Origin of the sequence: Micromonospora haikouensis (genome assembly GCF_000876225.1) — a bacterium.
Lineage (GTDB): Bacteria > Actinomycetota > Actinomycetes > Mycobacteriales > Micromonosporaceae > Micromonospora > Micromonospora haikouensis.
In genome coordinates, this window is sequence record NZ_JXSX01000002.1 from 1,033,715 (window position 1) to 1,046,228 (window position 12,514).

Sequence of the window (12,514 nt, forward strand, 5' to 3'; positions counted from 1 at the left end):
ACACTACAACTTCCCGTCGCGCCCCGGCGACCCGCCGAGTGTCCGGTTTCCGCAGCGAGCCCGGCCGGGGAAATGCCCGGCGGCGGTCAGGCGGGGGCGCTCGGGGAGGGCTCGGCGGCCCGGTCGAGTGGCTTCGCCGGCCCGTCCAGCCCGGCCGCCCGGCGGGCCTCCCGCCGTGCCACCCAGCCGTAGCCGAAGAGCGTCATCACGGCGAAGATCCACCACTGCACCACGTAACCGAAGTTCTGCCAGTTGTTGGTGTGCCCGATCGGCACCGCCTGGAAGACCGGGTCGGCGGCCGGCGTCTGCTCGTCGAGCAGGACGTACGCGCCGTAGACCGGGTAGGGCAGCTCCCGGGCCAGCCGGGGGACGGTGATCCGCCGGGTCTCCAGCCGGCCGTCGCGTCGGTCGACGGCCCCCGCGCCGCTCTCGGTCGGGTGCACCCGGCCCACCACGGTCACCTCGCCCGGCGGCACCGGCGGCAGCTGCGGCTGCGCCAGGGCCCCGCCCGGGGCGGGCGGCACCCAGCCCTGGTCCACGAGCACGGCCGTGCCGTCGGCGAGGACCAGCGGGGTGACGATCTCGAAGCCGACCCGGTTGTCGACCGTCCGGCCCCGGACCAGGACGATGTTCGCCGTGTCGTACCGGCCGGTCACGGTGACCCGCGACCAGGTGGCCTCGTCGGCGGGGGCTGGGCCGGCGGTGCCGTCGCCCCCGGTGGGGGCCGGCACGGCGTCGCGCAGCGGCACCGGCGTCATCCGGCTGCCGGCGTCGATCCGCTCGTTGATCGCGGTGCGGCCCCGGTAGCGGTCCAGCTGCCAGTTGCCGAGCAGCACCATCACGGCCGCGGCGACCAGGGTCAGCGCGAGGATGCCCAGCCAGCGTGGCGTCAGGAGGAACCGGTACACGCGTCGAGGCTACCCGCAGGAGTGCCGTCACCAGGCGACCGGCCCCGGCACGGCGGGCGGGCGGGGGCGTGCGGCGGAGCGGCGGCGCGCGACCCGGCCGGCGCGACGACGCAGCCCCTCCGCCGGGACGCGCCCCCTCCGCCGCGACGCGAACCGTTCGGTGGCCGCCGGGCGTCCGTCCGGGCGGGTATCGTCACGCGGGCGGATCGGGGGGCCGACCTCCGCCGCGTACCACCCCCGCCGGAGGAGTCGCTGATGACCGTCGTGCCGCGCCTCGTGCTCAGCGCGCCGTCCTCGGGTCACGGCACGAGCGCGGTGGCGCTCGGGCTGCTCGCCGCCTTCGCCGAGCGGGGCCTCGACGTCGCCGGGTTCAAGGTCGGGCCGGACCAGGTCGACGCCGGCTACCTGGGGCTCGCCGCCGGCCGTCCGGGGCGCACCCTCGACGCCCGGCTGGTCGGGCCCGAGCGCGTCCCGGCGCTGTTCGGCCACGGTGCCGCCGGTGCCGGGCTCGCCGTGGTGCAGGGCACCATGGGACTGTACGACTCGGTCGCCGGCCAGCCGGAGACGGAGTCCACCGCCGCCGTGGCGATCGCGCTGCGCAGCCCGGTGGTGCTGGTGGTCGACGTGGCGTCGATGGGGCAGTCGGTGGCCGCCCTGGTGCACGGCTTCCGGGCGTACGACGAGCAGCTCTGGCTGGGCGGGGTGATCCTCAACCGGGTGGCCTCGCCCCGGCACGAGGCGATGCTGCGCGAGGCGCTCGACGACGTCGGCGTGCCGGTCTACGGCGCGGTGCGCCGCCACGAGCTGCCCCCGGTGCTGCCGGCCCGGCGGCACGGCCTGGCCCCGGTGGTCGGCCGCGACGCCGACGCGCTGCGGGCGGTCCGCCGGCTCGGCGAGGCGGTGGCCGCCACGCTCGACCTGGACCGGCTGCTGACGCTGGCCAGGTCGGCCCCGCCGGTGCCGGGCGAGCCCTGGTCGCCGGAGCCGGCCGAGCCGGCTGACCCGTCGGGGCCCGTGCCGGCCGGCGCGTCCCCGGTGATCGCGGTGGCCGGCGGGCCGGGCGGCGACTACGGCCCCGTCGAGACGGCCGAGCTGCTGCGGGCGGCCGGTGCCGAGGTGGTCCGCTTCGACCCGCTGCGCGACGAGGCGCTGCCCGCCGGGGCGGCCGCGCTGGTCGTCGGCGGCGGCCTCCCCGAGTCGTACGCGGAGCAGCTCTCCGCCAACCGTCGGCTCTGCATCGCGGTGGCGGAGCTGGCCCGCACCGGGCGGCCGGTGCTCGCCGAGGGCACCGGCCTGCTCTGGCTGGCCCGGGAGCTGGACGGGCTGCCGATGTGCGGCGTGCTCGACGCGGTGGGCGCCAGCCGCGACGGCGTGGTGGTCGGCTACCGGTCGGCGACCGCCCGCACCGACAGCGTGCTGGCCCCGGCCGGTGCGACGGTCGTCGGCTACAAGGAGCACCGGGCGGTGCTCACCCCCCGGGCCGGGCAGGCCCCGGCGTGGAGCTGGGACGGCGGCGCGCCCGAGGGGTTCGTCTGGCGGGGCGTGCACGCCTCCCAGCTGATGGTGCACTGGGCCGGGCAGCCCGGGGTCGGTGCGCGGGTCGTCGCGGCGGCCCGGGCCGCCGCGACGCTCGTGGCTCCCGCCTGACCGTCGCCGGTCAGCCGACGATGGCGTCGGAGGGCGGGGTGAACTGGCGGGTGGGCTGACCCTTCAGCCCGTCGCGCAGGGTGTTCGCCACCGCCGCGATCGGGATCTGGGACTGCCCGTCGCCGACCGCGTTGAACGGGTTGTCCGGGTCCGCGATGAAGCTCGCCGCCGCCAGCTCCGGTGTGTAGCCGACGAACCAGGCCGACCGGGTGCTGTCGGTCGTACCCGTCTTGCCGGCCACCGGCCGCCCCACCGTGCCGCGCACGCTGTCGGCGGTCGACCAGCCGCCGCAGCTGCCCTTCGCCGGGGTGTCGCCGGTCGGGCAGCGGGCCGCGTCGGTGGCGGCGCGGGCCGCGTCGGCGCTGACCACCTGCCGGCAGCGCGGCTTGGCGACCTCCCGCTCGATCCCGCCGGCCGTCGTGTACGTGGCCGGGGTGCCGTCCCGCTGGCTGATGGACTGGACGGGCATCGCCTCGCAGTACCGCCCGTCGGCGGCGATCGCGGCGTAGGCGTTCGCCATCTCCAGCGGGGTGGCGTCGGAGACGCCCAGGGTGAACGCGCCCCACTTCTTGGCCTTGGTCGGCGACGCCTGCTCGCGGTCGACGTCGGTGCGCCAGCGCAGCCCGAGCTGCTCGGCGAGCCGCACGGCGGCGTCCGCACCGACCTTCTCCTCCAGTTGGACGAAGTAGGTGTTCACCGACTTGCCGAACCCGGACCACATGGTCTGCCGGCCGGTCATCGCGCCGCTGGCGTTGGACGGGGCCCACCCGTCGTACACCTCGGAGCGGTACCGGTACGGCGAGTCGTACGCGGTGGACAGCGGCATCCCGGCGTTGAGCGCGGCCAGCATCGGGAACATCTTGAACGTCGATCCGGCCTGGTAGCCGGGGAGGTCGCCGCCGCCGAGCAGGGGCGCCACCGTGTTCGGATAGTTCGCCTTCACCTTCGGCGACGCCTCCGGGTTGGAGCTGGGCCCGTTCTCGCTGACGTCCAGCGAGTAGTTGCGGTTCACCGCCATCGCCTTGATCCGCCCGGTGCCCGGTTCGGCGACGACGATGCCGTTGGCGAACGGGCTGCCGGTGTTCTCCTTGGCCCCGACGTTCTTCTCGGCCGCCGCCTGGATCTTCGGGTCGATGCTGAGCACGATCCGGTAGCCGCCGCGGCGCAGCTTGTCCATCCGTTCCAGCCGGTTCTCCCCGAACGCGGGCTGGGCGCTCCACCAGTTCTTCAGGTAGTCGCAGGCGAAGCCCCAGGTCTGGTACGTCGCCGGCAGCGACGCGCAGTCGTTCGGCGGGTCGGTGAGCTTGAGCCGGATCGGTTCGGCCTTCGCCGCGTTGGCGGCGTCCGGGCTGAGGTAGCCGAGCTGCGCCATCCGGTCCAGCACGTAGTTGCGCCGGCCGGTGGCGTCCTTCTGGTCGGAGCTGGCCGGGTCGTACTCGGAGGGCGACTTGACGAGGCCGGCGAGGGTGGCCGCCTCGACCGGGGTGAGGGTGGCCGGCGTCTTGGAGAAGAAGATCTGCGCGGCGGCGTAGATGCCGTACGCCCGGTGGCCGAAGTACGCCGAGTTGAGGTAGCGCTCCAGGATCTGCTCCTTGGTCAGCTCCTTCTCGACGTCCATCGCCATCCGCATCTCCTTGACCTTGCGCAGGCTGGTCTGCTGGGTGGCCTCCTGGACCTCCTTCGGGGTCTTGGCGCTGTCCCGCAGGGTCATCCGGACGAACTGCATGGTGAGGGTCGACGCGCCCTGGGACACCCCGCCGGAGCGGGAGTTGGCGACGAAGGCGCGGGCGGCGCCCTTCGGGTCGACGCCCCGGTGCTGGTAGAAGCGGCTGTCCTCGGCGGCCACGATGGCCTGCTGGATGTTCGGGGACATGTCGGACAGTTTCGTGTAGCGGCGGTACTCCTCGTAGAACATCGTCAGCACGGTGCGGCCGTCGGGCGCGTACACGTACGAGGTCTCGGCGGGCAGCGCGGTGCGCAGGATGTCGGCCTTCTGCTCGCCGGCGTGCGCGGTGGCCTTGGCGCCGAGGCCGGTGACGGCGGCCAGCGGGTAGAGCGCGCCGGCGATGACGATGCCGGCGATCAGCCCGGCGCGCAGGAGAGGGACGAGACGACCAGCGGAGGCAAGGGGTCGGTTGCTCACGGGGTCAAGTTATGACATTTCCGATTCGTCCGTGAGAACAATTCATAAACCGGCGGCGGGTGACGCGGCCCACGCCGGGATGCGCTGTCCCGCGCGGCGGCTTCCCGGCAGGATCGCGGACATGCGTGCTCACCTGGTGCCGCCACCACCCACCCGGGACGAGCCGGACGCCACCGTCGAGGCGGGCCCCCGTCCCGGCCCCGGCCCCGACGGACCGGGCCCCGACCGGGCCGCCCCCGGCGGTCCCGACCTCGGCCACCACGGGGACGCCGAGGTCGGCGACGGCCTGGTCGACCTCGCCGTCAACGTCCGCCGCGCCCCGATGCCGGACTGGCTGGCCGACCCGATCACCGCAGCCCTGGGCGAGCTGGCCGCGTACCCGGACCCCCGGCCCGCCCGCGCCGCCGTCGCGGCCCGGCACGGCCGCCCCCCGGAGGAGGTGCTGCTCACCGCCGGGGCCGCCGAGGGCTTCGTGCTGCTCGCCCGCGCCCTGACCGGCGCACGCCGGCCGGTCGTCGTGCACCCCCAGTTCACCGAGCCGGAGGCCGCGCTGCGGGCCGCCGGACACCCCGTCGAGCGGGTGCTGCTCGACCCCGCCGACGGCTTCCGCCTCGACCCGGCGCGGGTGCCCGCCGACGCCGACCTCGTCATGGTCGGCAACCCCACCAACCCCACCTCCGTGCTGCACCCGGCCGCCGACCTCGCCGCGTTGGCCCGCCCCGGCCGCGTCCTCGTCGTCGACGAGGCGTTCGCCGACACCACCGCCGCGCCCGGCGTCGACGGCGAGCCCGAGTCCCTCGCCGCCCGGCGGGACCTGCCCGGCCTCGTCGTCGTGCGCAGCCTCACCAAGACCTGGGGACTTGCCGGGCTGCGGATCGGCTACCTGCTCGGCGAGGCCCCGCTGCTGGCCCGCCTCGCCGCCGCCCAGCCGCTGTGGGCGGTCTCCACCCCGGCGCTCGCCGCCGCCACCGCCTGCGCGTCCCCGGCCGCCGTCGCGGCCGAGCGCGCCATCGCCGCCGAGCTGGCCGCCGACCGCGACCATCTGGTGACCCGCCTGTCGGCCCTGCCCGGCGTACGCGTCGCGGGCCGCCCGGCCAGCGCGTTCGTGCTGGTCCACCTGCCCGGCGCGGCCGGGGTGCGGCAACGCCTGCGCGAGCGCGGCTGGGCGGTACGCCGGGGCGACACGTTCCCCGGCCTCGGCGCAGACTGGCTGCGGGTGGCCGTGCGCGACCGGGCCACCACCGACACCTTCGCCCAGGTGCTGGCGGAGATCCTGGAGGCATGATGCTGCACACCACCATCGCGGCGATCCGGCCGCTCGACGAGCCGGCGATGGTCGCCGCCGGTGAGCTGCACGGCCGGCTCACCAAGCCGGCCGGCTCGCTCGGCGTCCTGGAGGAGCTCTCGGTGCGGCTCGCCGGCCTGGCCCGCTCCTGCCCGCCGCCGCTGCCCGAGCCGGCCGCCGTGGCGATCTTCGCGGGCGACCACGGCGTGCACGCCCAGGGGGTGACCCCCTGGCCGCAGGAGGTCACCGCGCAGATGATCGGCAACTTCCTGGCCGGCGGCGCGGTGGTCAACGCGTTCGCCCGGCAGGCCGGCGCCTCGGTCACCGTCGTCGACGTCGGCGTCGCCACCCCGCTGCCGCCGGCCGTCCCCGCCCAGGCGGACGGTCCGCCCGGCGACCCCGCGGGGCGCTCCACGAGGACGCCCCGCCTCGTGGCGGCGAACGTACGCCCCGGCACCCGCGACCTCGCCGTCACCGCCGCCCTCACCCGCGACGAGGCGCTCGCCGCCGTGGAGACCGGCATCCGCATCGCCCGCGAGCTGATCGACGCCGGGGCGGGCATCCTGCTCACCGGCGACATGGGCATCGGCAACACCACCCCGGCCGCCGCCCTGGTCGCCGCGTTCACCGGCGTCGACCCCGCCGAGGCGACCGGCCGGGGCACCGGCGTGGACGACCCCACGTACGCCCGCAAGATCGGGGTGGTGCGGGCGGCGCTGGCCCGGCACGCCCCCGACCCGGCGGACCCGCTGGGCGTCCTCGCCGCCGTCGGCGGCCTGGAGCACGCCGCCCTGGCCGGGCTGATCCTCGGCGCCGCCGCCCGCCGGGTGCCGGTGCTGCTCGACGGGGTGATCGCGGTCAGCGCCGCGCTCGCCGCCGTCGCGTTCGCCCCGGACGCGGTCGGCGCGCTGGTCGCCGGGCACCGCTCCGCCGAGCCGGGGGCCACGGCGGGGCTGCGCCACCTCGGGCTCGACCCGCTCATCGACCTCGGGCTGCGCCTCGGCGAGGGCACTGGCGCGCTGCTGGCCCTGCCCGTGGTCACCGGCGCGGTCCGGGTGCTGCACGAGGTGGCCACGTTCGACTCGGCGGGGGTGGCCGAGAAGTGAGCGACCCGAACCCGTACCCCCTGGGTCTGCGCCTGGCGGGCCGGCGGGTGGTCGTGGTGGGCGGGGGAGCGGTGGCCACCCGGCGGGTGCCGGCGCTGCTCGACGCCGGCGCGGACGTCCTGCTGGTCTCGCCGGAGCTGACCCCCGCGCTGCGCGCCCACGTCGACGCCGGCCGGCTGCACTGGGAGCCGCGCCGCTTCGCCCCCGACGACCTGGACGGGGCCTGGCTGGTGCAGGCGGCCGTCGACGACCCGGTGGCCGCCGCGGCGGTCAGCGCCGCCGCCGCCGAGCGGCGGATCTTCTGCGTCCGGGCCGACGACCGGGCCGCCGCCACCGCGTGGACGCCGGCCGTCACCCGGCACGGCCCGGTGACGGTCGCCGTCCTCGGCGGCGGCGACCCCCGCCGCGCCATGACGGTCCGCGACGCCGTCCGCGACCTCCTCGGCGCAAGGAAAGGCCCCCTGTCAACGGATTCGGCAGAGGAAGGGCCCCCTGTTGACAACGCTGCCGCCGGGCGCGGGCGGGTGGCGCTCGTCGGGGCCGGGCCGGGCGACCCGGAGCTGATCACCGTGAAGGGGTGGCGGCTGCTCACCGAGGCCGACGTGGTGGTCGCCGACCGCCTCGTGCCGGGGCTGCTGCTCGACGAGCTGCGCACGGGCGTCGAGCTGGTGGACGCCTCCAAGATCCCGTACGGGCCGTCGCGGGCCCAGGAGGAGATCAACCGGATCCTCGTCGACCGGGCCCTGGCCGGGGCGTTCGTGGTGCGGCTCAAGGGCGGCGACCCGTACGTCTTCGGTCGGGGCGGCGAGGAGCTGCTGGCCTGCGCGGCGGCCGGGGTGCCGGTGACCGTGGTCCCCGGGGTGACCAGCTCGATCGCCGCCCCGGCGGCGGCGGGCGTCCCCGTCACCCACCGCGCGGTGGCGCACGAGTTCACCGTGGTCTCCGGGCACGTCGCGCCCGACTCGCCGGCCTCGCTGGTGCGCTGGGACGCCCTCGCGGGGCTGCGCGGCACGCTGGTGATCCTGATGGGGCTGAAGAACCTCGCCGCGATCACCGGGACGCTGATCGGGCACGGGCGGCCCGCGGACACGCCGGTCGCGGTGGTGCAGGAGGGCACGACCGGCGACCAGCGCAGCCTGCGCTCGACGCTCGGGGCGGTGGCCGCCGACGTGGTCGCGGCGGGCCTGCGCCCCCCGGCGGTCGTGGTGGTCGGCGACGTGGTCGGCGCGCTCGACGGCTGACTCCGCCCGGTGCCTGACCGGGCCGCCACACAGGCCGGGCGTTAAGAAGGGCCCCCTGCTATGCGGAACGCGTTGACAGGGGGCCCTTCCTTACACCTCGGTCACTGCTTGAGCATGTTGTCCAGCAGCAGGGCGCAGCGGATCAGGCCGAGGTGGCTGTACGCCTGCGGGTGGTTGCCCAGCCCGCGCTCGGCCAGCGGGTCGTACTGCTCGGGGAGCAGCCCCGTCGGGCCCGCCGTGTCGACCATCTGGGCGAACAGCTCCTCCGCGTCGGTGCGGCGGCCGGTGCGCAGGTACGCCTCGATCAGCCACGCCGTGCAGATGTGGAAGCCGCCCTCGCGCCCGGGCAGGCCGTCGTCCCAGTGGTAGCGGTAGACGACCGGGCCGCTGCGCAGGTCGGCCTCGATGCGCAGCACGGTGGACAGGAAGCGCGGGTCGTCGCCGGGGAGCAGGCCCGACAGGCCGATCCACAGCGAGGAGGCGTCCATGTCCTCGTCGCCGTACGCGACGCTGTAGGCCTCCACGTCGGCGTGCCAGCCGTACTCCAGCACGTTCGCGCCGATCCGGTCGCGCAGCTCCACCCACTCGGGCCGGTCCTCGCCGCCGTGCTGCCGCACCACGTGCAGCGCCCGGTCGACGGTCATCCAGCACATCACCTTCGAGAAGATGTGGTGCCGCGGGGGGAGACGGGCCTCCCAGATGCCGTGGTCGGGCTCGTGCCAGCGGCGGCGGACCGCCTCGACCATGTTCTCCAGCACCCGCCACTCGTCCTCGCGGACGGAGCCCCGGGCGTCGGCGACGGCGGCGATGAGGTCGGCGATCGGGCCGAACACGTCGAGCTGGAGCTGGTGGTTGGCGAGGTTGCCGACCCGCACCGGCCGGGAGCCGGCGTAGCCGGGCAGGGTGTCGATGACCGCCTCGGCGCCCAGCTCGTACCCGTCGACGGTGTAGAGCGGGTGCAGCCGCTCGGGGTGCCCGCCGGTGCGTTCGATGCAGCCGTCCACCCAGCGCAGCAGCCCCTCGGCCTCCTCGGTGGAGCCGAGGTCGACCAGCGCCCGCGCGGTCATCGCCGCGTCGCGCAGCCAGCAGTAGCGGTAGTCCCAGTTGCGCACGCCGCCCAGCTCCTCGGGCAGCGAGGTGGTCGCCGCCGCGAGGATCGAGCCGGTGGCCTCGTGGCAGAGGCCGCGCAGGGTCAGCGCGCTGCGGGCGACCAGGTCCCGGGCGGTGGTGGGCAGCCGCAGCGAGGCCACCCAGTCCTTCCACGGCTGCTCGGCGGCGGCCTGCCGCTCGTGGACCGTCAGCCGGTGGTGCTCCAGGCTGTGCGTGCCGAAGCGCAGCTCCAGCACCACCTGCCCGCCGGCGGCGGACAGGTCGACGACGGCCTTCGCCGTCTCGTACCCGCCGTCGTTGTCGACCTGCCACTCGACCCCGGGGGAGTAGAGCGCGATCGGCTCGTTGGAGCCGAGCACCAGCAGCCCGTCGCCGACCGGCTGGAGCTGCGTGGCGACCTGGCCGAACTCGGGCCGGGGGGCGAACTCCACCCGGACCTTGCCGGAGCCGGTGAGCACCCGCACCAGGGCGGAGTCGCCGGTGACGACCGCCGGGCCGTCGGGGGTGGTCTCCCGGGCCGGCTTGTCCAGCCAGTCGGTGACGGTGAGGCCCGACCAGCGGGTCTCCACCGTCATCGTGCCGGAGCGGTAGCGCTGGCCCAGCGGGATGCCGCCGCGCTCGGGGGCGACGCTGAAGTGCCCCGCCGGGCTGCCGCCGACCAGGTCGGCGAAGATCGCCGCCGAGTCGGGCTTGGGGTGGCAGAGCCAGGTGACCTTGGCCTCGGGGGTGAGCAACGCGACCGTACGCCCGTTGGCGAGCATCGAGTGCCGCTCGATCGGGACGGCGCGCTCCCCGAACAGCCAGTGCCGTCGGGTCTCCAGCAGCAGGCCCAGCGCGCGGGCGGCCTCGATGGGCTCGCCGACCCGGTAGTCGGCCTTCGTCTCGCCGAGGCCGATCTTGATGCCCATGTCGGGGCCGTGCAGGTTGCCGAACGCGTTCTCGTCGGTGACGTCGTCGCCGATGAACAGCACGGCGCTGGCCGAGAGCTGGGTGCGGAGCTGGTCGACGGCGGTGCCCTTGTGGGTCGCCACCACGGACAGCTCGATGACCTCCTTGCCCTGGGTGACGGTGACGCCGTCCCAGGTGGCGGGGCCGGAGCGGACCGCGTCGACGGCGGCGGCGGCGACCTGCGGGTCCACCCCACGGGTGTGCACGGCGACGCTGGCGGGCTTGCGCTCCAGCCGGACGCCCGGGTGGGCGTTGGCGATCTCGCGCAGCGCGTCGCGCAGCCGGGTGCGCACGGCGATCAGCTCGGGGGAGAGCCGCTCGACGAAGCCGATGTCGAACTCGGAGCCGTGGCTGCCGACGAGGTGGACCTCGCTGGGCAGCCGGGAGAGCGCGGCCAGGTCGCGCAGCGCCCGGCCGGAGACCACGGCGACGGTGGTCTGCGGCAGCGCGGCGAGCGCCCGGACGGCGGCGACCGACTCGGGCAGTGGCACGGCCTTGCTCGGGTCCTCCACGATCGGCGCGAGGGTGCCGTCGTAGTCACAGGCGACCAGGAGCTGCGGGACCCGGGCTATCCGCCCGATGGCCGCCCGCAGCTCCGGATCCAGCACTCCCGCGGCCGGGGCCGCCCCGTCGTGGACGGACGTGTTCACGCAACCTCCGAATCAGGCACACCGAGCTCGGTGAGGAACGACTTCGCCCAGTGCCCCACGTCGTGGGTACGCAGGTGGCGCTGCATCACCCGCATACGGCGGCGGGCCTCGGGCTTCTCCACGTGCACGGCCTTGAGCAACGCGTCCTTGACCGCGTCCGGGTCGTGCGGGTTACACAGAAACGCCTGGCGCAGCTCTGTCGCGGCGCCGGCGAACTCACTGAGCACGAGCGCGCCGCCCTGGTCGGCGCGCGATGCCACGTACTCCTTGGCCACCAGATTCATTCCGTCTCGCAGCGGGGTCACCATCATCACATCGGCGGCCACGTACATCGCCGCCAACTCACTGCGACTGTACGACTGATGCAGGTAATGCACCGCCGGCACGCCGACCCTGCCGAATTCGCCATTAATCCGGCCAACCTCGCGCTCGACCTTGACCCGTAGGGCCTGGTAGTGCTCCACCCGTTCGCGGCTCGGCGTCGCCACCTGCACCATAACCGCGTCCGGAACTGTCAACTTTCCGTCAGCAAGGAGTTCGCGGAAAGCCTTGAGCCGGAGCTCGATGCCCTTGGTGTAGTCGAGCCGGTCGACGCCCAGGATGATCGTCCGGGGGTTGCCCAGCTCCTCGCGGATCTGCTTGGCCCGGGACTGGATCGCCGGGTCCTCGGCCAGCCGTTCCATCTCCCGGGTGTCGATGGAGATGGGGAACGCGCCCGCCTTCACCTGGCGGCCGTCGACCTGGATCATCTGCCCCTCGTAGCGCAGCCCGAGCAGGTGCCGGGCCAGCCGGACGAAGTTCTGCGCCGCCAGCCGCTGCTGGAAGCCGATCAGGTCCGCGCCGAGCAGCCCGCGCAGGATCTCGGTGCGGAACGGCATCTGCATGAACAGCTCGATCGGCGGGAACGGGATGTGCAGGAAGAACCCGATCCGCAGGTCGGGGCGCAGCTCGCGGAGCATCGCCGGGACGAGCTGGAGCTGGTAATCCTGCACCCAGACCGTCGCGCCGTCGGCCGCGACCTCCGCCGCGGCCTCCGCGAACCGCGCGTTGACCAGCCGGTACGCCTCGCGCCAGCGCCGCTTGTACGCCGGTGTCTCCACCGCGTCGTGATAGAGCGGCCAGATTGTCGCGTTCGACTGGCCCTCGTAGTAGCGCTCCAGCTCGTCGGCGCTCAGCGGCACCGGGTGCAGCCGGATGCCCTCCAGGTCGAACGGCTCGGGGGCGGGGCCGGTGCCGCCGGCCCAGCCGACCCACGTCCCCTGGTGCTCGGCGAGGACGGGGTGCAGGGCGGTCACGAGGCCACCGGGGCTGCGTCGCCACTGCCGCCCCTCGGGGGTGTTCACCTCGTCGACCGGTAGTCGGTTCGCCACTACGACAAAGGAACTACGGACGGTCACGTTCGGCCACCTCCGGGTGCTGACGGGTCCACCGCGATTGAGCGTACTGAGCGTAGCTGCGGCGTCTGGGGCCCCGTGC

The 12,514-nt window shown here is 75.2% G+C and carries 8 protein-coding genes; 4 read left to right on the forward strand and 4 right to left on the reverse strand.

The features are described 5' to 3' along the window. Window positions 1-86: 86 nt before the first annotated feature. Window positions 87-908 carry an SURF1 family cytochrome oxidase biogenesis protein gene (locus TK50_RS21305; RefSeq protein WP_043966253.1) on the reverse strand — a complete coding sequence of 274 codons (822 nt, stop codon included), beginning with the start codon at window positions 906-908 and terminating at the stop codon, window positions 87-89. A 255-nt stretch (window positions 909-1,163) separates the two neighbouring features. On the opposite strand from TK50_RS21305, the gene TK50_RS21310 reads away from it, so the two are divergent. Then, window positions 1,164-2,555, forward strand: coding sequence for a cobyrinic acid a,c-diamide synthase CobB (locus TK50_RS21310; protein WP_043966255.1), 1,392 nt, complete (start codon window positions 1,164-1,166; stop codon window positions 2,553-2,555). Between the two features lie 10 nt (window positions 2,556-2,565). Here the strand turns inward: TK50_RS21310 and TK50_RS21315 are convergent, their stop codons facing one another. Further along, complete coding sequence (locus tag TK50_RS21315; RefSeq protein ID WP_043966257.1) at window positions 2,566-4,698, reverse strand: transglycosylase domain-containing protein; 2,133 nt, start codon at window positions 4,696-4,698, stop codon at window positions 2,566-2,568. Between the two features lie 121 nt (window positions 4,699-4,819). On the opposite strand from TK50_RS21315, the gene cobC reads away from it, so the two are divergent. The 3 genes from cobC to cobA are packed head-to-tail and all read left to right on the forward strand — an operon-like array spanning window position 4,820 to window position 8,330. After that, window positions 4,820-5,983 carry an Rv2231c family histidinol phosphate aminotransferase CobC gene (gene cobC, locus TK50_RS21320; protein WP_043966259.1) on the forward strand — a complete coding sequence of 388 codons (1,164 nt, stop codon included), beginning with the start codon at window positions 4,820-4,822 and terminating at the stop codon, window positions 5,981-5,983. Beyond that, window positions 5,983-7,089, forward strand: a complete 1,107-nt coding sequence (gene cobT, locus TK50_RS21325) for a nicotinate-nucleotide--dimethylbenzimidazole phosphoribosyltransferase (RefSeq protein WP_043966643.1) — start codon at window positions 5,983-5,985, stop codon at window positions 7,087-7,089. Before cobC ends, cobT begins: the two co-directional genes overlap by 1 nt. Further along, a complete protein-coding gene (cobA, locus tag TK50_RS21330) occupies window positions 7,086-8,330 on the forward strand; it encodes a uroporphyrinogen-III C-methyltransferase (RefSeq protein ID WP_043966261.1) in 1,245 nt (414 codons plus the stop codon). The genes cobT and cobA overlap by 4 nt, the downstream gene beginning before the upstream one ends. 101 nt (window positions 8,331-8,431) lie before the next feature. On the opposite strand, the gene otsB is transcribed toward cobA, so the two are convergent. Both otsB and TK50_RS21340 read right to left on the reverse strand, forming a co-directional pair. Then, window positions 8,432-11,038 (reverse strand): trehalose-phosphatase, encoded by a 2,607-nt coding sequence (gene otsB, locus TK50_RS21335; RefSeq protein ID WP_043966264.1) that lies wholly within the window; start codon window positions 11,036-11,038, stop codon window positions 8,432-8,434. Continuing rightward, window positions 11,035-12,435, reverse strand: coding sequence for an alpha,alpha-trehalose-phosphate synthase (UDP-forming) (locus TK50_RS21340; RefSeq protein ID WP_043966266.1), 1,401 nt, complete (start codon window positions 12,433-12,435; stop codon window positions 11,035-11,037). Before TK50_RS21340 ends, otsB begins: the two co-directional genes overlap by 4 nt. Window positions 12,436-12,514: the final 79 nt, after the last annotated feature.